This window comes from Frigoribacterium sp. ACAM 257 (genome assembly GCF_007954365.1).
GTDB lineage: Bacteria > Actinomycetota > Actinomycetes > Actinomycetales > Microbacteriaceae > Frigoribacterium.
Window position 1 is genome coordinate 122,674 of sequence record NZ_VOLO01000001.1, and the last position, 24,410, is coordinate 147,083.

Genomic DNA, 24,410 nt, shown 5'->3' on the forward strand with positions numbered 1-24,410 from the left:
TGTCACACTGGAGGGACGCCCTCGTCGTGGAGTGGCCCATCCCCGAACGCCCGCCCCTCCGCCGCGACGAGCGCGTTCCGCCTCCCGACACCGCCTGCGTCACCGCACCTGGTCCTGTCGGCTGAGCGGTCACTTGACGAGCTCTTCGTCGTGCGCGCCCGGCCGGCCCGTCCAGGAAGGACCGACCGTGACCCAGGACACCCCGCGTCCCGACGACGCCCGCACCGGCACGAGCGCCGGCACGAGCACCAGCACCGGCAGCGTCGCCCTGGCGCCCGAGCGCCCGGCCTCGACCTACACGGGCTCGATGCGGGTCAGCGCCATCGAGGCTCCTGCGCCGCGTCCGACCCACGGCCACGACGGCACGCCGCACGTCCTCACCCCCTCGGCGATCGTCGGGATCGCCGTGCTCGGTCTGGCCACCTTCTTCGCCATCACGACCGAGCTGATGCCCGTGGGCCTCCTGTCGACGATGAGCGCAGACCTGGGGGTCACCGAGTCCCGCATGGGCGTCGTCATCACGGTCTACGCCCTCGCGGTCGCCCTGCTCGCGCTGCCGCTGACGTGGGTCACGGCGCGCGTGCCGCGGAAGGCCGTCCTCGTCGCGACCCTCGGCGGCTACACGGCGTCCAACCTGATCGTCGCGCTCGCCCCGAACTTCGAGACGGTCTGCGCGGGACGCGTCGTGGGCGGCGTCGCCCACGCCCTCTTCTTCTCGGTGGCCTCGGCTTACGCCACGCGCATCGTCCCGCCCCGGCTCGCGGGCCGCGCCATCGCGTTCGTCTACTCGGGCAGCTCGCTCGGCTTCGTGCTCGGCGTGCCCCTGGCGACGGCGGTCGGCGACCACCTCGGCTGGCGCTCCGCGGTGTTCGCCGTGGCGGTCGCCTCCGCCGTCCTCGCCGTCGTGGCGCTGGCGTTCCTGCCCGCGGTCCGGGGGGACTCGTCGCCGCACCTCGGCTCGGTCGCGGCCTGGGCTCGTTCCGGCCTGCTCGCCGTGGTCGTCGCCGACCTCCTCCTCTTCGCCGGGCACTACGTCGTCTACACCTACGTCGGCCCGTACCTCGTGACGGCCGGCCTCGGCGACGACGCCGTCGCGCCCGCCCTCCTCGTGCTCGGGGTCACGGGCATCGTGGGGCTGCTGACCGCGGGGGCCTTCGTCGACCGTGCGCCGCGGCAGACCCTGATCGCGGCCGTCGCCGTCATGGCGCTCGCCCTCGCCGCGCTGCCCCTGGTGCACGGCTCGCTCGTCGGCACCTTCGTCGTCGCCGGGCTCTGGGTGGCGGCCAACGGCACGACCGGCACCTTGTTCATGGCGGCGGCGATCCGCACCGGAGGCGTCAGCCCGGACATCGCCGGAGCGCTCGTCAACGCAGGATCCAACGTGGGCATCGCCGGCGGGGCCGCCCTGGGCGCACAGGTGTTCGGCGCAGCCGGGCTCGGCCTCGGAGCGCTGCCCTTCGTCGCCGCGGTCGTGGTCGGGACGAGCCTCGTGGTCGTCGTCCTCGGTCGCCGGGGCTTCCCCGCCTCGGGCCACGCGCAGTCGACCCTGTCGACCTCGAGCCTCCGCACGATCACGTCGTCCGTGTCGGTCGTGACGGCGTCGATCGCCACCGTGCAGGCCGTCCGTACGGGATCGGTGCCGGCAGGGCCCGCGGTGCGCGGCGGGCGAGGCCGCCGGTAGCTGCCGTGGGGTCCCGGCCGCGCGGTGCCCGGCCGCGCGGTGCCCGGCCGCGTCGAGGACTCAGGTGTCGACCGCTGCCACGCCCCCGAGGTGCTGTCGGCGACGGGCCGCGCGACGTCATCGCCTGAGTGCTCGACCTGTCCTGAGGTCTGAGGCCCGAGGCCCGAGGCCTGAGGCCTGAGGCCTGAGGCCCGAGGCCTGAGGCGCGGCGGCCGCAGCCCGCCGCGCCCGGCCGGGCATCAGCCCCCGGCGAGCCCGTTCTCGTACGCGAAGATCACCGCGTGCACCCTGTCCCGCAGGGCGAGCTTCGCCAGCACGCGGCCGACGTGCGTCTTCACGGTCGACTCCGACAGGTAGAGCTCACCGGCGATCTCCGAGTTGCTGAGGCCCCGTCCGATGGCGACGAGCACCTCGTGCTCGCGCTCCGACAGCAGGTCGAGCGAGGAGGCGCGGCGGGCGCCTGCACGATCGGGCAGCCGCCCCCGGTACAGGTCGAGCATCGCCCGGGTGACACGGGGCGACACGATGGCGTCGCCCGCGGCGACGGTCCTGATCGCGGCGACGAGCTCGGCGGGAGGCGCGTCCTTCAGCAGGAAACCGCTGGCGCCGGCGTTGAGGCCGCCGAACGCGTACTCGTCGAGGTCGAACGTCGTCAGCACGAGCACGCGGGCCTCCGGGCGAGCAGCCACGATGCGGCGGGTGGCCTCGATGCCGTCGAGCCCCGGCATCCGGACGTCCATGAGGACGACGTCAGGGCGCAGCTCGGCATCGCGCTCGACGGCGGAGAGGCCGTCGGCGGCCTCGCCCACGATCCGCAGGCCCGGCTGTGCCCCGAGCACCATGGCCATGCCGGCGCGGAGCAGGTCCTGGTCGTCGACGAGCATCACGGTGGTCTCGGTCACGGCGCCTCCTCGGGCATCGGGTCGGCGTCCCCGACGGGCTGAGCGCCGCCGGCTGCGGTGCCGCGGGCGTCGTCGCCCGGGGCCGGGAGGACGAGGCGCAGCCGCCAGCCTCGACCGCCCAGCTCGTCGCGCGGTCCAGCCTCGAGTCTGCCCCCGAAAAGCGCCGCGCGCTCCCGGAGGCCGACGAGCCCCCGTTCCGTCCCGACCGACGCGGCGGGGACGGCGCCCTCGCCGTCGTCGACGACCTCGACGGTCACCTCGCCGAGTCCGTGTCGGCGGCGGCCGCCGCCCGGCTCGGCGCCCCGCGACGCCGGGCCCCGCAGGACGACCGCGACCCGCGCGGGCCGGTCGGCGTACCTCAGGGCGTTCGTCAGCCCCTCCTGCACGGTCCGGTACAGCACCACCTGCACGGCGGGAGCGGTCGGCAGGTCGCCCTCCCGGGTCAGCGCGACGGGCAGGCCGGCCGAGCGGTAGGTCTCCACGAGGTCGTCGAGCCCGTCGAGGCCCGGCTGGGGAGCGAGCGCCGCGTCCTCGTCCCCGTCGTGCAGCACGCCCAGTAGGCGGCGCATGTCGGCCAGCGCCTCCCTGCCGACGACGCCGATCTGGCGCACCGCGTCCCGGCTGCGTGCCGGGTCGGCGTCGGCCACGGCGTCGGCCCCGTCGGAGAGGCTGATCATGACGGACATGCCGTGGGCGACGACGTCGTGGAGCTCGCGGGCGATCCGCGCGCGTTCCGCGCCCGCGGCGAGGCGCGCCTCCTGGTCACGGTCGCGTTCGAGCTGTGCAGCCCGGTCGATGAGGGCGGCGAGGTACTGGCGCCGGCTGCGCACGTTGAGCCCGACGAGCACGACCACCACGATGCCGAACGCCGCCACCAGGGGCGACTCGAGCTGCGGCACGAGCGTGGCCGAGAGCGCCCCCAGGAGCCCCACGACCGCTGCCGAGCAGCCCCAGGCCCAACGAGCGCCACGGTGCGCCGCGACGGAGTAGAGGGCGATGAGCAGGGCCCAGGGCAGGGCGGGCTCATCGAGCGCGGCCTGGCCGACGAGGGAGACGAAGGCGACCGCGACCACGGTGACCGGCAGGCGGCGGCGCAGCAGCAGCCCGCCGTAGGCCAGGGCCCAGAACACGTACCAGGGCCACGTGGCCGACAGCACGACGACCCACGGAGCGAGCTGCGAGATCCCGCCGGCGAACCCGACCGCGCCGACGACCAGGGCCACGACCACGTCGGTCGCGACGGGGTGCGCGGCGAGCCGACGCCGGACGGCCCCGGGCGGACGCGGGGCCGTCACGACGTCGGCGGCGGCGCGCGCGCGGCCTCCCGGCCCCGGCACGTGGTCGGGCCCCGACGACGAGGAGGCGCGTCTCGAGGTCATCTCAGATGTCGCGGCGCGCAGTCGCCCACGCCGCGGCCGCGGTCGGCACGACGAGCCACGCGGCGAGCACGCCCAGGTCTCGGCCCAGGTCGGCAGCGGGCTCGGTGCCCGAGAAGAGGTGGCTCATGGTCGTCTCAGCGTACGTGAGGAGCAGGACGGACCAGTCGGCGCCCTCGCCCGCGGTCACGAGGACCACGGCCACGGGCAGCACGAGCAGTACCCCGAGGACGATGGCGATCGCCCCGGCCGAGCTCCGGACGAGGGTGGCGACCATCACGGTGAACACCGTGAGCACGACGAGCCACGCCGCCGCGGAGCCGACGGCCTGCAGCACCGGGGGGTCGACCAGCGAGGTCCGGAGGCCCGTGCTCGACAGCACGAGGCTCGACGCCGTCCACGCCGCGACCGACGAGGCCGCCGAGAGCACGACGGCGGCGCCCGCGGCGACGAGGGTCTTGGCCGCGAGCACGTGCAGGCGACGGGGCACGGCCGCCCAGGTGGTCCGCTTCTGGCCGGTCGCGAACTCCTGGGTGACGAAGAGCACGACCAGGACGGTCACGAAGAGCTCGACGACGGTCGTCGCGGGCGCCATCGTGCGGAGGGTCGTCGCCACGCCGCCGGCCAGTGCCCCGGCAGGGTCGGAGGCGTCGGTGAGGGCGACGGCGGCACTCGCCGCGGCGGACAGAACGACGGTCAGCGCCGCGATCAGCCAGGTCGAGCGCAGGCTCGTCAGCTTCGTCCGCTCCGACCGCGCCACCCCGGCGAAGGTCAGGCGCGGCGCTCGGTCGAGGGGGGCGAGAAGGGGTGCGGCGATGGTGGTCACGAGGTGTCTCCGATCGGGAGGGACGAAACGGGAAGGCGAGGGGAAGAGGCAGAGAGGGGGAAGAGAAGGAGGGAGCGCGTCAGCGACGAGCTCGAGCCGGGGCAGCAGGCAGGCCCGCCGTCGAGGACTCAGGAGGTGCTGGTCACGGCACCCCGGTCACGGGCGTCGCCGAGGTGCGCCGGCCGCTCACACCTGAGTCCTCGACCCCGACCGGTACTCGACCGAGTCGTCCGTCAGCCCGAAGAAGGCGTCCTCGAGCGACGTCTGCGTCGGCGTCAGCTCGAAGAGCAGCACCCCCGCGGGCGCGGCCGCACGGGCGACCTGCTCCGCGGTGAGCCCCGTGACCTCGAGGCGGTCGGCCGAGAGGCGTGAGACGGTGCCGCCGAGCTGGCCCAGGAGGTCCTCGAGGCGGTCCGGCGAGTCGGTCCTGACCACGACCTTCCCGCTGCCCTGGCCCGCGAGCACGTCCGCGACGGAGGCGTCGGCGATCACGCGGCCACGGCCGAGCACCACGAGGCGGTCGGCGGTCTGCGCCATCTCGCTCATCAGGTGGCTCGAGAGCAGCACGGCCCGGCCCTCGGCGGCGAGCGAGCGGCAGAGCTGTCTCACCCAGATGACGCCCTCGGGGTCGAGGCCGTTGACCGGCTCGTCGAGCACGAGCGTCCCGGGGTCGCCGAGCAGGGCGGTGGCGATCCCCAGCCGCTGGCCCATGCCGAGCGAGAAGGTGCCGGCGCGGCGCCGGGCGACGGACTCGAGCCCGGCGAGGCCGATGACCTCGTCGACGCGGCGGTCGGGGATGCCGTGCGTGCGGGCGACGGAGCGGAGGTGGTCGCGGGCGGTGCGTCCCGGGTGGACGGCGCCGGCGTCGAGCAGGACCCCCACCTCCTGCAGGGGAGCGGGGCTGTCGGCGTAGCGGCGCCCGTTGACCGTGACCGTGCCCGAGGTCGGCCGGTCGAGCCCGACGACCATCCGCATGGTGGTCGACTTGCCGGCGCCGTTCGGCCCCAGGAACCCGGTGACGGTGCCCGGCGCGACGGTGAACGAGACGTCGTCGACGGCGAGGGAGGTGCCGTGGCGCTTGGTGAGGTGGCTGGCTTCGATCATGTCCACGACGGTACGGAGCGTCGTCCTCGCGCAGATCGGAGCACGGTGCCGTCGTCCTGGCACCGGAGTACCACGCGTCGCGGGAAGTCACGTGCCCGGCCGGTGCCCCGCGCCTGTGGCAGGGTCGACCAGGTGAGCGACCACACCGACGACACCGCCCTGACGCCCGGCACCGCCCCGACCCCCGGCACCGCCCCGACGCCGATGACGGTCCCGACCCCCGACGTCGCCCGCGGTGCGAAGAAGCCGCTGATCCTCAACCTCTTCGAGATGAACTGCGTCGGCCACATCACGCACGGTCTCTGGCGGCTGCCCGGCAACCACCGTCGTGAGTACACCGACATCCGCTACTGGACCGAGCTCGCCCGCCTGGCCGAGCAGGGCGGCTTCGACGCCGTGTTCCTCGCCGACGTGCTCGGCACCTACGACGTCTACGGCGACAGCCCCGCGCCGGCCCTGATGGAGGGCATCCAGGCACCGGCGAACGACCCGATGCTCGTCGTGCCGGCGATGGCGGCGGTGACCGAGCACCTCGGCTTCGGCGTCACGGCGTCGACGAGCTACGAGCCGCCCTTCGCCTTCGCGCGCCGCATGTCGACGCTCGACCACCTCACGGGCGGGCGGGTCGGCTGGAACGTCGTCACCTCGTACCTCCCCTCCGCCGCGCGCAACTTCGGGCTCGACGACCAGATCCCGAAGGAGGAGCGCTACGCCAGGGCGGCCGAGTACCTGGACGTGCTCTACAAGCTCTGGGAGGGCTCGTGGGAGGACGACGCCGTCGTCGCCGACCCGTCCGCCGACGGACTCGCTCCCGGGTCGGGGGTCTACACCGACCCGTCCAAGGTGCACACGATCGACCACGACGGTCGCTTCTACAAGGTCGCCGGGCCGCACCTCAGCGAGCCGTCGCCGCAGCGCACCCCCGTGCTGTTCCTCGCGACCGCGTCGCCGACAGGTGTCGAGCAGGCCGCCCGCAACGCCGAGGTCGTCTTCACCGGCGGTCGCGCGGTGGCGCGCGTCGCCGAGGCCACGCGTGCCGCCGCGGTCGAGGCGGGCCGGGCCGCTGACGACGTCCGCTTCATCGTCCAGGCCGGCGTGGTCACGGCCGAGACCGAGGAGGCGGTGGCAGAGAAGCTGGCCCTCTACCGGTCGTTCGCCAGCGAGCAGGGCGCGCTCGTGCACCGCAGCGTCCCCTTCGACGCGCCGTCGCACGACCCCGCGACGACCGTCCGCGAGGCCCTCGTGGCCGAGGGGCGTCTCGACCACCCGGGGGCCGCCTCCTTGCCTCTCGACATCACGGTCGGCGAGCTGATCGCCAGCGTCGACGAGGCCTGGGGCGGTGCGTTCTTCGTCGCGGGCACGCCGACGGTCGTCGCCGACGAGATCGAGCGCTGGCTCGACGAGGAGGGCATCGACGGGATCAACCTGCGGCAGTACCACTCGTACGACACGCTGCGCGACTTCGTCGAGCTGGTGGTGCCCGAGCTGCGCCGCCGTGGCCGGGTGCGCGAGGCGTACGTGCCGGGCGAGACGCTGCGCGAGCGGTACACGGGGGGCGGGCCGCGCCTCCCTGCCTCGCACCCCGCGGCGGCGTACCGACGCTGAGGAGGCGGCTGCCTAGGCGGCGCGGCGGACGCGGTAGCGCGCGGGCACGGACGGCACGCGCAGCCACGTGGTGCGGCGGACGCCGTCGGACGAGGTCCACTCGACGAAGATCGTGCCGAGCTCGGCGAGGGCGCCGATCTCGGTCGGCGTCGCGACGCCCATCGTCGATCGGCGGCGCAGTGCGTCCGTGCGGCGGGCGACGCCGCCGGGGAGCTCGACGACCACGTCGCGGGGCGTCTGGCCGCCGACGCGGCGGAGCACGAGGCAGGCGCCGAGCGGCAGGGCCGGGTCGCTGCCGTCGTTCGGGACGTCGAGCCAGGTGAGGAAGAAGGAGGGAGCCCGGCGCAGTCGGACGACGCGCTCGGGGCGGACGCGCCGGTCGTCGCCGAGCTGCTGCGGAGCGGAGGCGCGGACGGCGTCGGTGCCGTGTGCGGTCGAGTCCATCGTGGTGTTCCCCTGGGTCGTGGTCGGTCGGCGGCGGTCTCCCGGTGCCTGTACCCAGCGAACCGCGTCCCGGGCCGGGGGACAACGGGGGACGCGGCCCCGGTCCGGGGGGTCGCCGGTCCCCAGTGAGGGGGACACGGGCCTCGCCGCGGGGGGCGCGGGTGCACGGCGGGGGCTCAGCGAGCCCCCCGTCGGGGGTCGTGTCGACGATTCAGGCGTGGACGTCCTCGCCCGGCTGCGCTGCCCGGTGCCACGGGGCGCCGCGACGACGTCTCCTGAATCGTCGACGCACCACCGACACGGCGTCGACGACGCCCGCCTCGGGCCCCGTAGAGTGAGCGCTCACTAGACTGGACGCCGTCACCGAGTCGAAGGAGTCTCATGCACAACTGGGCCGCGAACGTCGAGTACACGACGACCGACCTCCGCACCCCGACCTCGGTCGACGAGCTGCGCGACATCGTCGCGTCCAGCCGTCGGGTCAAGGCGATCGGCTCGCGCCACTCGTTCAACCGGGTCGCCGACACCGACGGGGTGCTCGTCTCCACCGAGGCGCTCGGGCTGCCGATCGAGCTCGACCAGGCCGCCGGCACCGTCCGCGTCGGGGCCGGCACCACGCACGCCGTCCTCGCCCGCGAGCTGCAGTCCCGCGGCCGCGCCCTGCCGAACCTCGCCTCGCTGCCGCACATCAGCGTGGCCGGCGCCGTCCAGACCGGGACGCACGGCTCGGGCGTGCGCAACCCCGCGCTCTCGGCCAGCGTCGCCGCCGTCGAGATCGTGCGGGCCGACGGCTCGCTCGACGTCGTCCGTCGCGGCGACGACGCGTTCGGCGCCTCCGTCGTCGGGCTCGGCGCCCTCGGGATCGTCACCGCGCTGGTGCTCGACACCGTCCCGACGTTCGACGTCGTGCAGACCGTCCACCACGACCTCCCGTGGGAGGCGGCCCTCGAGAACTTCGGCGCGCTGATGGCGCACGCCTACAGCGTCAGCCTCTTCACCCGGTACACCGGCGACGTCGTCGGCCAGGTCTGGGCGAAGGCGAGGGTCGGAGACGCCCCGCTCGCGACTCCGCTCGACCTCGTCGCGCTCGGGGCCCGCCCCGCCTCCGAGGCCGTGCACATGCTGCCCGACACGGCGGCCGACGCCGTCACCCCGCAGCTCGGCGTCCCCGGCCCCTGGCTCGACCGGCTGCCGCACTTCCGCGCCGAGTTCACGCCGAGCGCGGGGGAGGAGATCCAGAGCGAGTACCTCGTCCCCGCCGAGCACGCCCCGGCCGCCGTCGAGGCCCTCCGGGCGATCGGCGAGGGCCTGGCCGACGTGATCTTCGTCAGCGAGATCCGCAGCGTCGCCGCCGACGACGCCTGGCTCAGCCCGAGCGGCGGCCGCGACAGCATCGCGTTCCACTTCACCTGGCGCCGCGACACGGAGGCGGTGCTCGCGGTGCTCCCGAGCGTCGAGGAGGCGCTGGCCCCGTTCGACGCCCGCCCCCACTGGGGCAAGGTGGCCGGCCTCGACCACGGGGTGCTGCGTCGTCGCTACCCTCGACTCGACGACTTCGCGGCCCACGCCGCCGCCGTCGACCCCGACGGGCGGTTCCGCAACGCTCACCTCGACCACCTCGTCTTCGGAGGAACAGCCCGTGCCTGAGACCACCACCACCGCTGTCGCCGGGCCGACGACACCTGCCGCCGTGCCCGTCAGCGGCGTGCCGACCGTGCTCGAGCACGGCCCGTACCGGGCCGAGATCGCCGGCGTCGGTGCGACGCTGCGTTCGCTGACCCACGACGGCCGTGACCTCGTCGTCCCGTTCGGCCTCGACGAGGTGCGTCCGCTGTACCGCGGCGCGCTGCTCGCCCCGTGGCCCAACCGGGTCGTCGACGGCTCGTGGGACGACGACGGGGTCGAACGTCAGCTGCCCCTCAACGAGATCGAGCGGGGCCACGCGCTGCACGGGCTGGTGCAGTGGGCGGACTGGGCGGCCGACCCGGCCGACGAGGACGGCTCGCACCGCGCCTCCCTCGTGACCCAGCTCGCCCCGAGCGACGGCTATCCCTACCGGCTCGAGCTCCGAGCGACGTACGAACTCGGCGACGCCGGCCTGGTCACCACCGTCACGGCGACCAACGTCGGACAGGGCACGGCTCCGTACGGCGTCGCCCCGCACCCGTACCTCGTCGCCGGCGAGGGCCGGGTCGACGACTGGTCCCTGCTGCTCCCGGCGGCGAGCTACCTCGAGGTCACCGAGGAACGCCTCGTCCCGACCGGCGTGCACGGCGTCACCGAGCGTGACGGCTTCGACTTCCGCGAGGCCCGCACCGTCGGCGACCTGTTCGTCGACCACGCCTTCACCGAGATCGACGCCGGTGCGGACGGGCGTGCCACGGTCGAGGTCGTCTCCCGCGACGGGAGCGGCGTCGCGATGTCGTGGGCCGTCTCCGAGCTGCCCTGGGTCCAGGTGCACACGGGCGACCGCCCGGAGCCCGAGCTCGACCGCCTGGGCCTCGCCGTCGAGCCGATGACCTGCCCGCCCGACGCCTTCACCAGCGGCGTCGACCTCGTCCGGCTCGCGCCGGGGGAGTCGCACACCGCGTCCTGGACGATCTCCGCGATCGCCTGACGCGACCCCGCAGGAGGCGCCACCCGGCCTCCGAGGGAGGCGCGACTCGGCCGGGCAGGCCGGGTCGCGCCCGGCCGGGGTCGGCCTACGCGCCGATCGGCTCCGCGCCGAGAGGCTCCGTCTGCCAGGTGACCGCCGAGACGGCGCCGAGCGACCACCGCGCGAGCACGCCGTCGAGGGCGCGACGAGTGCGCCGTGCGGCGAGCTCGTCCCGCACGACGACGTCGAAGCGCAGCATCTCGGTGAGCTCGGTGAGCAGCACCGTCCCCGCGTCGGCGAGCTGCACGAGGTACTGCCCCTCGTCGACCCGCGCCGTCGTGTGCTCGGCCAGGAGCCGACGGGACAGCCAGAACAACCCGGCGCTGTCGTGCGCGGTGTGGACGGTGGCCGTGACGGTGATCATGCGCACATCGTGCCCCGCGTTCCGCTCAGGCCCGTGAACGGCGTGTATCCGGCGTGTGAACCCTGACCCCCGTGTGCGCGACTTGACATCGGTCCCGGCCTGCCTCATAGTTGCCCCGGACCGCAGATGTGAGCGCTCACATGAAACGGTCACATCAGCGTCACCGGGTCGGCACAGCAGCCGCACCGGCGACGTACGGGCCGGACATCGGCACCCGCACGCTCGGCCCGGCAAGACCCCCGCACCTTCCGCGCACCAGCGACACACCACCTGACGAAGAGGTCACCTGTGAACCGCACCGCCCGCACCGCACCCGCCGCCTCGGCTCCCCGCCAGGCCGCACGCGCCTCCTCGGCCCTCTGCCCGGCGGCACCGGCACCGGCCCTCCGCGCCGCCGCCTCCTCGGCCGCCTAGGCCCCCAGCTCCGGCGCACCTCCCCGTGCGCCGGCCGGCCCGACGCGACCCCGGTCGCGACCCGCCGCCCCCGGCCCGGTCCCGCGACGTCCCGCCGCTCGCCCCCGCCGATCCCTGCACCACCCACGCAGCACACCATCCGTCATCGACGACGCCGTCGAGATGACACGGACACGAAGGAATCCCCGTGAACAAGAAGAAGCTCCTCGTCGGCATCGTCGCCGCAGGTCTCGCCGTCTCCCTCGCCGGCTGCGCCGGCGGCGGCCGTGGCGCCGACAGCGGCAGCGGCGACAGCGGCGGAGACAACTCGGGCGCCCTCATCGGCGTCGCGATGCCCACCAAGGTCTCCGAGCGCTGGATCAAGGACGGCGACGCCGTCAAGAGCGCCCTCGAGAAGAAGGGGTACAAGGTCGACCTCGAGTACGCCGACAACAAGATCCCCCAGCAGGTCCAGCAGGTCAGCAACATGATCACCAAGGGCGCGAAGGTCCTCATCGTCGCCTCGATCGACGGCGGCTCGCTCAGCGACCAGCTCGACTCCGCGGCCGCGGCCGGCATCAAGGTCATCTCGTACGACCGCCTCCTGACGGGCAACGAGAACGTCGACTACTACGTGTCGTTCGACAACTACAAGGTGGGCGTCGACCAGGGCACCAGCCTGCTGACCGGCCTCGGCCTCGCCGACGCCGACGGCGCGAAGGTCGACGGCGCCGAGCCCAAGACCATCGAGGTCTTCGCCGGCAGCCCCGACGACAACAACGCGCAGTTCTTCTTCAACGGCGCGATGGACACCCTCAAGCCCTACATCGAGGACGGCTCGCTGACCATCGGCTCCGGCCAGGACCAGTTCACGCAGGCCGCCACGCAGCAGTGGGACCCCGCGACCGCCAAGGCCCGCATGCAGAACCTGGTCGCGTCGACGTACTCGGGCGGCACCAAGCTCGACGGCGTGCTCTCGCCCTACGACGGCATCTCGATCGGCATCATCTCGGCGCTCGAGGGTGCCGGCTACTCGGACGACGCCCTCCCGATCGTCACCGGCCAGGACGCCGAGGCCGCCTCGGTCAAGTCGATCATCGCCGGCCAGCAGTACTCGACCATCTACAAGGACACCCGTCAGCTCGCTGACCAGTCCGTCGTGATGGCCGACGACATCCTCAACGGCAAGACGCCCGAGACGAACGACGACAAGACGTACGACAACAAGGTCAAGGTCGTCCCGACCTACCTGTTCCAGCCCGTCACCGTCACGAAGGACAACTACAAAGAGGTCCTGATCGACAGCGGCTACTACACCGAGGCCGACCTCAAGTAGGTCTCCCCTCCCCGGGGCGCAGGAGGTGCGGTGCACCCGCTCCGCACCTCCTGCGCCCCACAGCTCCGCCCCACCCCATGCACGAAAGAAGGAACACGTGGCGAACACGATCCTCGAGATGCGCGACATCACGAAGACGTTCCCCGGCGTCAAGGCCCTGCAGGACGTCACGCTGGAGGTCGAGCGCGGCCAGGTCCACGCGATCTGCGGCGAGAACGGCGCCGGCAAGTCGACGCTGATGAAGGTGCTGTCGGGGGTCTACCCGTCGGGCTCCTTCGACGGCCAGATCCTGCTCGACGGCCAGCCCGTCGACTTCAAGAACATCAACGACTCCGAGGCCGCGGGCGTCGTCATCATCCACCAGGAGCTGGCCCTCAGCCCCTTCCTGTCGATCGCCGAGAACATCTTCCTCGGCAACGAGCAGTCCAAGGGCGGCTTCATCGACTGGAACAAGACCAACCTCGACGCGGCCGGGCTCCTCGCCCGCGTGGGGCTGCGCGACAACCCGATCACGAAGGTGACCGACATCGGGGTCGGCAAGCAGCAGCTCGTCGAGATCGCCAAGGCCCTCTCGAAGCGCGTCAAGCTGCTCATCCTCGACGAGCCGACCGCCGCCCTGAACGACGACGACTCCGCCCACCTGCTCGACCTGATCAAGAGCCTGCAGGGGCAGGGGATCACGTCGATCATCATCAGCCACAAGCTGAACGAGATCAAGACGATCGCCGACAAGGTCACGATCATCCGCGACGGCAAGACGATCGAGACCCTCGACATGCACGCGGGCGAGGTCACTGAGGACCGGATCATCAAGGGCATGGTCGGCCGCGACCTCGAGAGCCGCTACCCGTCCCACGAGTCCCGCATCGGCGAGGAGCTCCTCCGCATCGAGGACTGGACCGTCCACCACCCCCTCGACTCGAGCCGCGAGATCATCCACCAGGCGAACCTGAGCGTGGCGGCCGGCGAGATCGTCGGCATCGCGGGCCTCATGGGCGCCGGGCGCACCGAGCTCGCCATGAGCGTCTTCGGCAAGAGCTACGGCACCGGCATCTCGGGCACCGTCTACAAGCGGGGCGAGAAGATCGACACCAGCACGGTGAGCAAGGCCATCGACGCCGGCATCGCCTACGCCACGGAGGACCGCAAGAAGTACGGCCTCAACCTGATCGACGACATCACGCGCAACGTCTCCGGCTCGGCTCTCCGCAAGCTCGCGAAGGCCGGCTTCGTGAACAGCTCGGAAGAGAGCACGGTCGCCGAGGGGTACCGCAAGAGCATGAACATCAAGGCGCCGAACGTGGCCGCCCTGACGGGCAAGCTCTCCGGCGGCAACCAGCAGAAGGTCGTCCTGTCGAAGTGGATGTACACCGACCCCGACGTGCTCATCCTCGACGAGCCCACCCGCGGGATCGACGTCGGCGCCAAGTACGAGATCTACACGATCATCAACCAGCTCGCGGACGCCGGCAAGGGCGTGATCGTCATCTCGAGCGAGCTGCCCGAGCTGCTCGGCATCTGCGACCGCATCTACACCCTCTCGGAGGGGCGCATCACGGCCGACGTGCCCGTCGCCGAGGCGACCCCCGAGTTCCTCCTGAAGTACATGACCCTCGAACGAGAGAGCCCCGTCAATGAGCGCGCCTAGCCCCACCCAGGCCTCCGACCCGAAGCCCACGGGCGGGTCGCCCACCTCCCGCCAGCCGCAGAGCGGCTCCGGCGGCAACCCGCTGGTCGGCGCGGTGTCGTACCTCGGCAGCCAGCTGCGCCAGATCGGCCTCTTCATCGCGCTGATCGTCATCGTGCTGTTCTTCCAGATCACGACGAACGGCATCACGCTGGCGCCGATCAACGTGTCGAACCTGGTGGTGCAGAACAGCTACATCCTGATCCTCGCCATCGGCATGGTGATGGTCATCATCGCCGGCCACATCGACCTCTCGGTCGGCTCCATCGTCGCCTTCACCGGCGCCATGGCCGGGGTCATGATCACGCAGTGGGGCCTGCCCTGGCCCGTCGCGGTCGTGCTCTGCCTCGTCCTCGGCGGCCTGGTCGGCGCCTGGCAGGGCTTCTGGATCGCCTACTTCGGCATCCCGGCCTTCATCGTCACCCTGGCGGGCATGCTCGCCTTCCGCGGCGCGGCCCAGATCGCCCTGCAGACGCAGCAGATCTCGCCCTTCCCCCAGGGCTTCCGCGACATCGGCTCCGGGTTCCTCCCGGCCTTCGGCTCGACCGGCTACGAGCCGCTGACGCTCGTGCTCGGCGCGATCGCCGCCGTGGCCCTGATCGGCACAGGGCTCCGCGGCCGTGCCACGCGCCGCAAGTACCAGCTCGAGGACGAGCCGTTCCTGTGGTTCGTCACGAAGATGGTCTTCACCGTCGGCCTCGTGATGTACATCGGGTTCCTCCTCGCCAGCTACTCGGGCACCCCGATCGTGCTGGTCGTCCTGGCCGTGCTCGTGGTCGTGTACTCGACGGTCATGAAGAACTCGGTCTTCGGCCGCCACGTCTACGCCATCGGCGGCAACCTGCACGCCGCCGAGCTCTCGGGCATCAAGACGAAGCGCGTCACGTTCCTGCTGTTCGTCAACATGGGCGTCATCTCGGCCCTCGCCGGCCTGGTCTTCACGGGCCAGCTGAACCTCGCCAGCGGCAGTGCCGGCAACGGGTTCGAGCTCGACGCCATCGCGGCCGTCTTCATCGGCGGCGCGGCGGTCACGGGCGGCATCGGCACGGTCACCGGCGCCATCGTCGGAGGCCTGATCATCGGCATCCTGAACAACGGCATGTCGATCCTCGGCGTCGGCAGCGAGTACCAGTCCCTGATCAAGGGGCTCGTGCTGCTCGCCGCGGTCGCGTTCGACGTGTTCAACAAGCGCCGGGCCGGCTCCAGCGGCAAGTAGCGGCGAGCGAGCTGCCGGCAGGGCAGCTCGACGAGGCTCGTCGACCGGTCGGTCGGTCGACGAATCAGGAGGCGCGGCCCAGGGGGGACCGCGCCTCCGTCGTCCCCGGTCGGTCCCGACGTTCGTGCCTGAGTCCTCGACACGATCAGGGCCCCGGCCCCTGCCTGGCCGGCCGGCCGGCGGGCCCCGGATCGGAAACCGAACGACCTTTAGGATCAGACAGTGGCAACCCTCTTCGACGTCGCGGCCGCGGCCGGCGTCTCGCACCAGACGGTGTCGCGCGTCGTCAACGGCGACCCCACCGTGCGCCCAGCCACCAAGGCGAAGGTCGACGCCGCCGTCGAGAAGCTGAGCTACCGGCCGAGCCTCACCGCGCGGGCGCTCGCCAGCCGCAAGACCCGCTCGATCGGGCTGATCAGCACCGGGTTCCCCTTCTACGGGCCCTCGAGCACGATGCACGGCTTCAACGGCGCCGCGCGCCGAGCCGGCTACCAGGTGTCGATGGCCACCCTCGACGGCGACGACGCCCGGGCCGTCCAGCAGGCCGTCGACGCGTTCGTCGGGCAGGCGGTGGCCGCCATCGTCCTGATCGCGCCCGACGCCGAGGCCCTCGAGGTGCTTCGCTCCTCCCGGGTGGCCGTGCCGCTGGTGACCGCCGACAGCGTCGCCGAGGACGGCCACCACGCCGTGTCGATCGACCAGGCGAGGGGGGCGGAGCTGGCCGTCGAGCACCTCGCGTCCCTCGGGCACCGTTCGGTCGCCCACGTCGCGGGCCCCGAGGCGTGGATGGACGGGCGCGACCGCGAGCGGGGCTGGCGAGACGCGTGCGAGCGCCTGGGCCTCGACGCGGGTCCGCTGCTGCGGGGTGACTGGACGCCCGCCTCCGGCCACCGACTGGGCCTCGAACTGGCAGAGCGGGGCGACGTCACCGCGGTCTTCTGCGCCAACGACCAGATGGCCCTCGGCGCCGTGCACGCGTTCTGCGACGTCGGCCGCGAGGTGCCGCGCGACGTGAGCGTCGTCGGCTTCGACGACGTGCCGGAGGCGGCGCACTTCCTGCCCCCGCTTACGACGGTGCGGCAGGACTTCGAGGCCCTCGGCCGCCGCATCATGGACACGGTCGAGGCGGTGCTCGCCGGCGACGACGGACCCGTCGAGGCCGTGCTGCCCGAGCTCGTCGTCAGGCGCTCGACGGCGGTGCCCCCGCACTGAGGCGAGTTTGCCCGACCCTCGGCAGGACGCGGCCGCGTTGCACGCGGAGCACGCGGCGTGTGAGAATGTGAGCGCTCACTTTCGCGTGGGCAGACCACCAGACCCGCCCCTCCGGGGCTCGCACCACCAGGACAAGGACGTTCCATGGCAGACACCACCGCCGCGCCCGACGCACACGTCGTCGGCGTCGACTTCGGCACGCTGAGCGGACGGGCGGTCGTCGTCCGCGTGTCCGACGGGGCCGAGCTGGGCACCGCCACCCACGAGTACTCGCACGCCGTCGTCGACCGCACGCTGCCCGTCGGCGGCGCGCGCCTCCCCGCCGACTGGGCCCTGCAGGTGCCGAGCGACTACGTCGACGTGCTCAAGGAAGCCGTGCCGCGCGCCCTGGCCGAGTCGGGCGTCGATCCTGCCTCGGTGATCGGGATCGGCACCGACTTCACCGCCTGCACGATGGTCCCCACCACGGCCGACGGCACGCCCCTCAACGAGCTCGAGCAGTTCGCCGACCGGCCGCACGCCTACGTCAAGCTGTGGCGTCACCACGCCGCCCAGGGCCAGGCCGACCGCATCAACGAGCTCGCTCGCGAGCGCGGCGAGTCGTGGCTGCCGCGCTACGGCGGGCTCATCTCGAGCGAGTGGGAGTTCGCGAAGGGGCTGCAGCTGCTCGAGGAGGACCCCGAGGTCTACGCCGCGACCGAGCACTGGGTCGAGGCCGCCGACTGGATCGTCTGGCAGCTCAGCGGCCGGTACGTCCGCAACGCCTGCACGGCCGGCTACAAGGGCATCCTGCAGGACGGCGAGTACCCGAGCGCCGACTTCCTCGCGGCGCTCAACCCCGACTTCGCGGACTTCGCCGAGGCGAAGGTCGCGCACGAGATCGGCGCCCTGGGCGACGCCGCCGGCACGCTGACGGCCGAGGCGGCCGGCTGGACCGGCCTGCCCGAGGGCATCGCCGTCGCGGTCGGCAACGTCGACGCCCACGTCACGGCCCCCGCCGCCAAGGCCACGCAGCCCGGCCAGATGGTCGCGATCATGGGCACGAGCACCTGCCACGTCATGAACGGCGCCGAGCTCGCCGAGGTCCCCGGCATGTGCGGCGTCGTCGACGGCGGCATCACCGAGGGCTTCTTCGGCTACGAGGCCGGTCAGTCGGGCGTGGGCGACATCTTCGCCTGGTACGTCCGCAACCAGGTGCCGCAGTCGGCGGTCGACGCGGCGGAGGCGGCCGGCACCAGTGTGCACCAGTACCTGACCGACCTCGCCTACGAGCAGCCCGTCGGCGCCCACGGCCTCGTCGCGCTCGACTGGCACAGCGGCAACCGCTCGGTGCTCGTCGACCACGAGCTGAGCGGCGTGATCGTCGGCCAGACGCTCGGCACGACCCCCGAGGACGGCTACCGGGCGCTGCTCGAGGCCACGGCGTTCGGCACGCGACGCATCGTCGAGGCCTTCAACGACTCCGGCGTCCCCGTCACCGAGTTCATCGCCGCCGGCGGCCTGCTCAAGAACCGCCACCTGATGCAGACCTACAGCGACGTGCTCCGCATGCCGATCTCGACGATCCGCAGCGAGCAGGGCCCCGCGCTCGGCTCCGCGATCCACGCCGCCGTCGCCGCAGGTGCCTACCCGGACACCCGCGTGGCCGGCGACGCGATGGGCAGCCTGGACCGCGCCTCCTACACGCCCGACCCCGCCGCCGCCGATGCGTACGACGCCCTGTACGCCGAGTACCTGCTGCTGCACGACTGGTTCGGGCGCGGCGGCAACGACGTGATGCACCGCCTCAAGGCGATCAGCAGGGAGGCGCGGGGCGGCTCGCACGCACCGGTCGCCGAGCCCGAGGCGCCCGCCGCCTCCGGCGGCTCGTCTGCTGCCGACGCGGCTGCCGCCGCGGAGGTGACCGCGTGAGCTTCATCGACCGCGCCACCGAGACCGCCATCGACGAGACGCGTCGCGCGGTGTGCGACCTGCACGCCGAGCTGACCCGCTACGGCCTCGTGGTCTGGACCGGCGGCAACGTCTCGCAGCGCGTTCCCGGCACGAACCTGTTCGTGATCAAGCCGAGCGGCGTCGACTACGACGACCTGACGCCCGAGAACCAGATCCTCTGCCACCTCGACGGCAGCGTCGTCGAGGGCAGCCCCGGCAGCGAGCGCAGCCCGTCGAGCGACACCGCCGCGCACGCCTACGTCTACCGCCACATGCCCAAGGTCGGGGGAGTCGTGCACACGCACTCCACCTACGCGACGGCCTGGGCGGCCCGCGGCGAGTCGATCCCGTGCGTCATCACCGCGATGGCCGACGAGTTCGGCGGCGAGATCCCGATCGGCCCCTTCGCGATCATCGGCGACGAGTCCATCGGCGAGGGCATCGTCGGCACGCTCGAGGGCCACCGCAGCCGTGCCGTGCTGATGCAGAACCACGGTGTCTTCACGATCGGCAAGGACGCCCGCGACGCCGTCAAGGCCGCCGTCATGACCGAGGACGTCGCCCGCACGATCCACCTCAGCCGCCAGCTCGGCGAGCCGATCCCCATCCCGCAGGAGAGCGTCGACGCTCTCTTCGACCGCTACCAGAACGTCTACGGCCAGAAGCCCTCAGGAGCACTCGCATGAGCACCGACACGACCAGCACCTCCCGCAGCGCCGCTGCCGCCTCGTCCCACCTCGTCGACCCCGAGGCGTTCCTCGCCTCGAAGCAGGTCTGGTTCCTGACCGGCAGCCAGGGCCTCTACGGCGAGGACACGCTGCGGCAGGTCGCCGAGCAGTCCAAGGCCATCGCCGACGAGCTCGCGGCCGCCGCGGGCGTGCCCGTCGAGCTGGTCTGGAAGCCCGTCCTCACCGACGCCGAGACCATCAAGCGCACGATGCTCGAGGCGAACCTCGACGACTCCGTGATCGGCGTCACCGCGTGGATGCACACATTCAGCCCGGCCAAGATGTGGATCGGCGGCATCGACGCGCTCCGCAAGCCGCTGCTGCACCTGCACACGCAGGCCAACGTCGAGCTGCCCTGGGCCGAGATCGACTTCGACTTCATGAACCTGAACCAGGCCGCGCACGGCGACCGCGAGTTCGGCTACGTGCAGACCCGCCTCGGCGCCCCGCGCAAGACCGTCGTCGGCCACGTCAGCGACCCTCGCGTGCAGCAGCAGGTCGGCACCTGGATGCGCGCCGCTGCCGGCGCCGCCGCGATGCGCTCGCTCAAGCTCGCCCGCTTCGGCGACAACATGCGCTTCGTCGCGGTCACCGAGGGCGACAAGACCGAGGCCGAGCTCGCCTTCGGCGTGCAGGTCAACACCTGGGGCGTCAACGAGCTGGCGGAGGCGGTGGCCGCGGCCCCCGAGACCGCGGTCGACGACCTCGTCGCCCTGTACGAGCGCGAGTACGACGTCGTCCCTGAGCTGCGTGCCGGGGGCGAGTGCCACCAGTCGCTGCGCGACGGCGCCGCGATCGAGATCGGGCTGCGCTCGTTCCTCGAGGCCGGCGGCTTCGGTGCGTTCACGACGAACTTCGAGGACCTGGGGGCGCTGAAGCAGCTCCCCGGCCTCGCCGTGCAGCGCCTGATGGCCGAGGGCTACGGCTTCGGCGCCGAGGGCGACTGGAAGACCGCGGTCCTGGTGCGCGCCGCCGCCGTGATGGGTGCAGGCCTGCCGGGAGGCGCCTCCTTGATGGAGGACTACACCTACCACCTGGTGCCCGGCGCCGAGAAGATCCTCGGCGCGCACATGCTCGAGGTCAGCCCGTCGCTGAGCTCGGCCCGCGCCTCGCTCGAGGTGCACGAGCTCGGCATCGGAGGCAAGGACGACCCGGTGCGCCTGGTCTTCACGGCCGACCCCGGCGAGGCCGTCGTCGTCGCGATGAGCGACGTGCGCGACCGGTTCCGCCTCACGGTCAACGTCGTCGACGTGGTCGAGCCCGACGCCGACCTGCCGAACCTGCCCGTCGGCCGCGCCGTGTGGGAGCCGCGCCCGTCGTTCGCCGTCTCGGCCGAGGCCTGGCTCACGGCCGGTGCCGCCCACCACACCGTGATGTCGACCTCCGTCGGCCTCGAGGCCTTCGAGGACCTCGCGCGCATCCTCGAGACCGAGCTGCTGATCATCGACGAGCACACCACCATGCGCGAGTTCACGCGTGAGGTGCGCTGGAACGCGGCCTACCACCGCCTGGCGCGCGGCCTGTAGCAGCCGGCAGAGCCAGCCGAGGAGGCGGTCCGTGCGGTCCCGAGGGACGCGACGGACCGCCTCCTTCGTCGTCGGGGCGGCACCCGTGGGAACACCGTCCGCGCCTCCGTGGTTGCAGCCCCCATGACCGTTCCCCTCTCGATCCTGGACCTCGCCCCCATCGCACCCGGAGAGACGGCGCGCGACAGCTTCGCGGCGTCGGTCGCCCTCGCGCAGCAGGCCGAGAAGAGCGGCTACCGACGCGTCTGGTACGCCGAGCACCACAACATGGCGACGATCGCGTCGAGCGCGACGTCGGTGCTGATCGCCCACGTGGCGAGCCAGACGTCCACCATCCGGCTCGGCTCGGGCGGCGTGATGCTGCCGAACCACTCGCCGCTGACCATCGCCGAGCAGTTCGGGACCCTCGAGACCCTGCACCCGGGACGCATCGACCTCGGCCTCGGCCGTGCCCCCGGCAGCGACCAGGCGACGTTCCGCGCGCTGCGGCGTGACCCGGCCTCGTCCGAGCGGTTCCCGCAGGACGTCGTCGAGCTGCAGGCGTTCCTCGCCGGCCAGTCCCGCGTCCCCGGCGTCAGCGCGACGCCCGGAGCCGGCACGAACGTGCCGCTGTACATCCTCGGCTCGTCGACCTTCGGGGCGCAGCTCGCCGCCGCGCTCGGCCTGCCGTTCGCCTTCGCGTCGCACTTCGCGCCGGACATGCTGCACGACGCCGTGGCGATCTACCGCCGCGAGTTCCAGGCGTCGACGCAGCTCGACGCCCCGTACGTGATCGCGGGCGTCAACGCGATCGCGTCGGACGACTCCGACGACGCCCACCTGCAGCTGGCCGACGTGAAGCGCGCGCGCCTGCTGATGCTGCTCCGCCAGAGCGGCCAGATCACGGTCGACCGCACGTTCGGCGACGACGAGCTCGACCACCTGCTCCGCACGCCGGTCGGGGCGCACGTCGCGAGCATGACGACCTTCACCGGCGTCGGCACCGGGGAGGAGGTGGCGGACTACGTCGCCGAGTTCGCCCGCAGCGCCGATGCGGACGAGGTCATCGTCGCGCACTCGTCGCTCGCCACGTCGGCCCGCCTGCGCTCGGTCGAGCTGCTGGCCGACGCGCACGCCCGCGTCGCCGCCTAGCCGGAGCGCCCGGCCGCGGGGGCTGGCCCGCCGGCTCGATGCCGCCGGTCGTCGAGCGTTCAGGAGACGACGTCGTCCACGGTCCCGACGGAACGCGTCGCGACCGGGGTCGACCGCCGTCGCCTGAGTCCTCGACGCAGCCGGCCGGGCGGCGTCGTGTCGAGGAGTCAGGAGACGACGTCGCGGGCGGCGCGGCCGGAGGGCGCCGAGCCGGGGTCGCGACGTCGAGACCTGAATCATCGACACGGCCCCGCCGCGGCGATGCAGCACGCGGGCGCGGACACGGGGGAGGCGCGGGCCCTGTCGGACCCGCGCCTCCGGTCGATCTCCCGCCGGGGCTACAGCCCCGAGTGGTCGATCAGCGTGCGGCGACGTCGACGCGCGACGAGCACCGTGCCGGCGCCCGCGAGCAGCAGGGCGAGCACGAGGGCGGGCAGCGCCTCCGAGCCGGTGAAGGCGAGCGGGCCCGAGCCCGCCGCCGTGCCGGGACCGGCCGCGGCGCCGTTGCCCGAGCCGCCGGTGCCGACGCCGCCGGCCCCGCCGGCCCCGCCGGTGGCGGGAGCGGAGGGCGACGGCGAGGCGACGGGGCCGGCCACGATCGTGACGGCGGCGCTCAGCACGGTGCGGGTCTGGACACCGGTCACGGAGACCGTGCGGTCGCCGAGCGTCGCAGGCGCGGTCACCGAGAACGTCGCGACGCCGTCGACCACGTCGACCGTGCCGAGGCTGCTTCCGTCGACCGTGCCCGACGCCTGGCGGTCTCCGTCGAGGCCCGAGACGACGACGTCGAACGTGGCGCCAGGCGCGACCTGCGTGGGCGCGGCGATCGTCGCGTCGGCGCTCAGCGAGACCAGGTCGCGGTCGAGCTGCAGCGCGTTCGCGATGGTGAAGAAGTTGTCGGTCTGGTCGATCAGGCCGACGACGTTCGCGGCTCCCGGGCCGTAGCCGGCGACGCGCAGCTGCGTGCCGGTGTGCTGCTGCGACCCGCCGGCTGCGGCGGTGCCGTAGGCGATCTTCATCGTGCTGCCGTCGAGCGTCGTCAGCGCGGTGCTGAGCGTGGCCGGAGGAGTCGAGTCGACGATCTGGCTCGTGTGGGCGTGGTCGGCCGTGACGATGACGAGCGTCTCGCCGTCGGCCTCGGCGAAGTCGAGGGCCGAGCGGACGGCCTCGTCGAGGTCGAGCACCTCGCCGATCTGGCCGCACGCGTCCGCGCTGTGGTCGCGCTTGTCGATTGAGGCGCCCTCCACCTGTAGGAAGAAGCCGTCGTCGCCGTCGAGCAGGTCGATCGACTTCTCGGTGAGCGAGGCGAGCGACAGGTCGGTGCCGAGGCGGGCCGGATTCGGCTGGCAGGTCTGAGGGGCGAGGTCGGCGCCTCCGACGGTCGCGGTCGTCGACGCGAACCGCGTGGGGAAGTTGCCGTCCGCGAAGGTGCCGAGCACCGGTGCGGTCTGGTCGGCGGCCGTCAGGGCGTCGAGGCCGGCCTGGTCGGTGACGCGCTGGTAGCCGCGGTCGGTCGCCTGGGCGTCGAGGGTCTGGCCGGTCCACTGGCCCGCGCGAGCCGTCTGGCGGAACGACGCCGCGCCTCCGCCGAGGGTGAGGTCGGCGCGGGTGCCGATGATCTGCTCGCTGATCGAGCCGAGGCCGCCCTGGTCGAGGGCGTCCGCGCCGCACTGCGTGACCGAGTCGGGCCCGTAGCAGCTGCGCGCGGCGACGTGGGCGGCCTGCACGGCCGGGGTCGCGTCCTGCAGCTCGGCGGTCGACACGTTGCCGGTCTTGAGGCCGTTCGCCTTGGCGATCTCGACGAGGGTGTCCTGTGCAGCGCCGGCGATGTCGACCGAGATGGCGTTGTCGTACGTCTTCGTGCCGGTGGCCCAGGCCGAGCCGGTGGCCGCCGAGTCGGGGACGTAGTCGGGCTTGCCGTCCTTGCCGAGCGAGTAGGTCGTGTACTGGCCGGTGAGCGGCAGGGCGTCGATGCCGGGCAGCGTCCCGCCGGCGCCGTAGGCGTAGTTGCGGGCCGACGTGATCTCGCTGTCGCCCATCCCGTCGCCGATCAGCAGGATGACGTTCTTCGCCGGCCCGGCCTTCACCGAGTCCAGCAGGGCTGCGGTGCTGTCGTCTGCGCTGCGGGCCGCCCCGCCGTTCTCGGCGACGTCGGCCGGCGTCGCCGCGAGGGCGACGGCCGGGCTGAGGACGAGGGCGAAGGAGGCGAGGGTCGCCGCCGCCCCCGTGGCCAGTGCCGCGCGGCGGCGGCGGGTGTTCGTGGGGGTCACGTGTCTGCTCCAGTGATCGTG

The 24,410-nt window shown here is 72.9% G+C and carries 20 protein-coding genes; 13 read left to right on the plus strand and 7 right to left on the minus strand.

From position 1 onward, the window contains the following. The first annotated feature begins 187 nt into the window (after window positions 1–187). A complete protein-coding gene (locus ES689_RS00575) occupies window positions 188–1,681 on the plus strand; it encodes an MFS transporter (RefSeq protein ID WP_146898854.1) in 1,494 nt (497 codons plus the stop codon). A 239-nt stretch (window positions 1,682–1,920) separates the two neighbouring features. On the opposite strand, the gene ES689_RS00580 is transcribed toward ES689_RS00575, so the two are convergent. The 4 genes from ES689_RS00580 to ES689_RS00595 form a co-directional block, all read right to left on the minus strand. After that, window positions 1,921–2,565: a response regulator transcription factor gene (locus tag ES689_RS00580; RefSeq protein WP_146901579.1), complete on the minus strand. Its 645-nt coding sequence runs from the start codon at window positions 2,563–2,565 to the stop codon at window positions 1,921–1,923. Window positions 2,566–2,579: 14 nt separating this feature from the next. Further along, window positions 2,580–3,962, minus strand: coding sequence for a sensor histidine kinase (locus ES689_RS00585; RefSeq protein WP_146898857.1), 1,383 nt, complete (start codon window positions 3,960–3,962; stop codon window positions 2,580–2,582). A 1-nt stretch (window position 3,963) separates the two neighbouring features. After that, window positions 3,964–4,785: a hypothetical protein gene (locus ES689_RS00590; RefSeq protein WP_146898860.1), complete on the minus strand. Its 822-nt coding sequence runs from the start codon at window positions 4,783–4,785 to the stop codon at window positions 3,964–3,966. Window positions 4,786–4,971: 186 nt separating this feature from the next. Next, window positions 4,972–5,889 carry an ABC transporter ATP-binding protein gene (locus tag ES689_RS00595; protein WP_146898863.1) on the minus strand — a complete coding sequence of 306 codons (918 nt, stop codon included), beginning with the start codon at window positions 5,887–5,889 and terminating at the stop codon, window positions 4,972–4,974. Between the two features lie 132 nt (window positions 5,890–6,021). On the opposite strand from ES689_RS00595, the gene ES689_RS00600 reads away from it, so the two are divergent. Further along, window positions 6,022–7,494 carry an NtaA/DmoA family FMN-dependent monooxygenase gene (locus ES689_RS00600; protein WP_223269305.1) on the plus strand — a complete coding sequence of 491 codons (1,473 nt, stop codon included), beginning with the start codon at window positions 6,022–6,024 and terminating at the stop codon, window positions 7,492–7,494. A gap of 12 nt (window positions 7,495–7,506) precedes the next feature. Here the strand turns inward: ES689_RS00600 and ES689_RS00605 are convergent, their stop codons facing one another. After that, window positions 7,507–7,938: a hypothetical protein gene (locus ES689_RS00605; protein ID WP_146898865.1), complete on the minus strand. Its 432-nt coding sequence runs from the start codon at window positions 7,936–7,938 to the stop codon at window positions 7,507–7,509. 381 nt (window positions 7,939–8,319) lie between these two features. Here ES689_RS00605 and ES689_RS00610 point away from each other — a divergent pair, with 381 nt between their 5' ends. Together ES689_RS00610 and ES689_RS00615 are read left to right on the plus strand one after the other, a co-directional pair. Then, on the plus strand, window positions 8,320–9,585 hold the full coding sequence (locus ES689_RS00610; RefSeq protein WP_146898868.1) for an FAD-binding protein: 1,266 nt from the start codon (window positions 8,320–8,322) through the stop codon (window positions 9,583–9,585). Then, complete coding sequence (locus ES689_RS00615; protein ID WP_223269306.1) at window positions 9,578–10,555, plus strand: aldose 1-epimerase family protein; 978 nt, start codon at window positions 9,578–9,580, stop codon at window positions 10,553–10,555. Before ES689_RS00610 ends, ES689_RS00615 begins: the two co-directional genes overlap by 8 nt. An 85-nt stretch (window positions 10,556–10,640) precedes the next feature. Here ES689_RS00615 and ES689_RS00620 read toward each other — a convergent pair whose 3' ends face one another. Further along, entirely contained in the window at window positions 10,641–10,958 is a 318-nt protein-coding gene (locus tag ES689_RS00620) for a hypothetical protein (protein ID WP_146898872.1), read from the minus strand. 288 nt (window positions 10,959–11,246) lie between these two features. Here ES689_RS00620 and ES689_RS15985 point away from each other — a divergent pair, with 288 nt between their 5' ends. The 9 genes from ES689_RS15985 (at window position 11,247) to ES689_RS00660 (ending at window position 22,119) form a co-directional block, all read left to right on the plus strand. After that, complete coding sequence (locus ES689_RS15985) at window positions 11,247–11,372, plus strand: hypothetical protein (protein WP_255515919.1); 126 nt, start codon at window positions 11,247–11,249, stop codon at window positions 11,370–11,372. Window positions 11,373–11,559: 187 nt separating this feature from the next. After that, window positions 11,560–12,687 (plus strand): multiple monosaccharide ABC transporter substrate-binding protein, encoded by a 1,128-nt coding sequence (chvE, locus tag ES689_RS00625; protein WP_146898875.1) that lies wholly within the window; start codon window positions 11,560–11,562, stop codon window positions 12,685–12,687. A 97-nt stretch (window positions 12,688–12,784) separates the two neighbouring features. Further along, entirely contained in the window at window positions 12,785–14,335 is a 1,551-nt protein-coding gene (mmsA, locus tag ES689_RS00630; RefSeq protein ID WP_146898878.1) for a multiple monosaccharide ABC transporter ATP-binding protein, read from the plus strand. Beyond that, entirely contained in the window at window positions 14,322–15,590 is a 1,269-nt protein-coding gene (gene mmsB / locus ES689_RS00635; protein ID WP_146898881.1) for a multiple monosaccharide ABC transporter permease, read from the plus strand. Before mmsA ends, mmsB begins: the two co-directional genes overlap by 14 nt. A gap of 222 nt (window positions 15,591–15,812) precedes the next feature. Further along, window positions 15,813–16,802: a LacI family DNA-binding transcriptional regulator gene (locus ES689_RS00640; protein WP_146898885.1), complete on the plus strand. Its 990-nt coding sequence runs from the start codon at window positions 15,813–15,815 to the stop codon at window positions 16,800–16,802. 144 nt (window positions 16,803–16,946) lie between these two features. Then, window positions 16,947–18,713, plus strand: a complete 1,767-nt coding sequence (gene araB / locus ES689_RS00645; protein ID WP_146898888.1) for a ribulokinase — start codon at window positions 16,947–16,949, stop codon at window positions 18,711–18,713. Next, window positions 18,710–19,420, plus strand: a complete 711-nt coding sequence (locus ES689_RS00650) for an L-ribulose-5-phosphate 4-epimerase (RefSeq protein WP_146898891.1) — start codon at window positions 18,710–18,712, stop codon at window positions 19,418–19,420. Before araB ends, ES689_RS00650 begins: the two co-directional genes overlap by 4 nt. Continuing rightward, on the plus strand, window positions 19,417–20,988 hold the full coding sequence (gene araA / locus ES689_RS00655) for an L-arabinose isomerase (RefSeq protein ID WP_146898894.1): 1,572 nt from the start codon (window positions 19,417–19,419) through the stop codon (window positions 20,986–20,988). Before ES689_RS00650 ends, araA begins: the two co-directional genes overlap by 4 nt. Window positions 20,989–21,111: 123 nt before the next feature. Next, entirely contained in the window at window positions 21,112–22,119 is a 1,008-nt protein-coding gene (locus ES689_RS00660) for an LLM class flavin-dependent oxidoreductase (RefSeq protein WP_146898897.1), read from the plus strand. 338 nt (window positions 22,120–22,457) lie between these two features. On the opposite strand, the gene phoA is transcribed toward ES689_RS00660, so the two are convergent. After that, window positions 22,458–24,389 carry an alkaline phosphatase gene (gene phoA / locus ES689_RS00665; RefSeq protein WP_223269307.1) on the minus strand — a complete coding sequence of 644 codons (1,932 nt, stop codon included), beginning with the start codon at window positions 24,387–24,389 and terminating at the stop codon, window positions 22,458–22,460. Between the last annotated feature and the right edge of the window lie 21 nt (window positions 24,390–24,410).

What these genes read in the sequence shown, in the direction of transcription:
- ES689_RS00580 (WP_146901579.1), bottom strand. Translation starts at nt 2,565, where the DNA reads ATGCTCGTCGACGACCAGGACCTGCTCCGCGCCGGCATGGCCATGGTG.
- ES689_RS00585 (WP_146898857.1), bottom strand. Translation starts at nt 3,962, where the DNA reads ATGACCTCGAGACGCGCCTCCTCGTCGTCGGGGCCCGACCACGTGCCG.
- ES689_RS00595 (WP_146898863.1), bottom strand. Translation starts at nt 5,889, where the DNA reads ATGATCGAAGCCAGCCACCTCACCAAGCGCCACGGCACCTCCCTCGCC.
- ES689_RS00605 (WP_146898865.1), bottom strand. Translation starts at nt 7,938, where the DNA reads ATGGACTCGACCGCACACGGCACCGACGCCGTCCGCGCCTCCGCTCCG.
- ES689_RS00610 (WP_146898868.1), top strand. Translation starts at nt 8,320, where the DNA reads ATGCACAACTGGGCCGCGAACGTCGAGTACACGACGACCGACCTCCGC.
- ES689_RS00620 (WP_146898872.1), bottom strand. Translation starts at nt 10,958, where the DNA reads ATGATCACCGTCACGGCCACCGTCCACACCGCGCACGACAGCGCCGGG.
- mmsB (WP_146898881.1), top strand. Translation starts at nt 14,322, where the DNA reads ATGAGCGCGCCTAGCCCCACCCAGGCCTCCGACCCGAAGCCCACGGGC.
- araB (WP_146898888.1), top strand. Translation starts at nt 16,947, where the DNA reads ATGGCAGACACCACCGCCGCGCCCGACGCACACGTCGTCGGCGTCGAC.
- araA (WP_146898894.1), top strand. Translation starts at nt 19,417, where the DNA reads ATGAGCACCGACACGACCAGCACCTCCCGCAGCGCCGCTGCCGCCTCG.
- ES689_RS00660 (WP_146898897.1), top strand. Translation starts at nt 21,112, where the DNA reads ATGACCGTTCCCCTCTCGATCCTGGACCTCGCCCCCATCGCACCCGGA.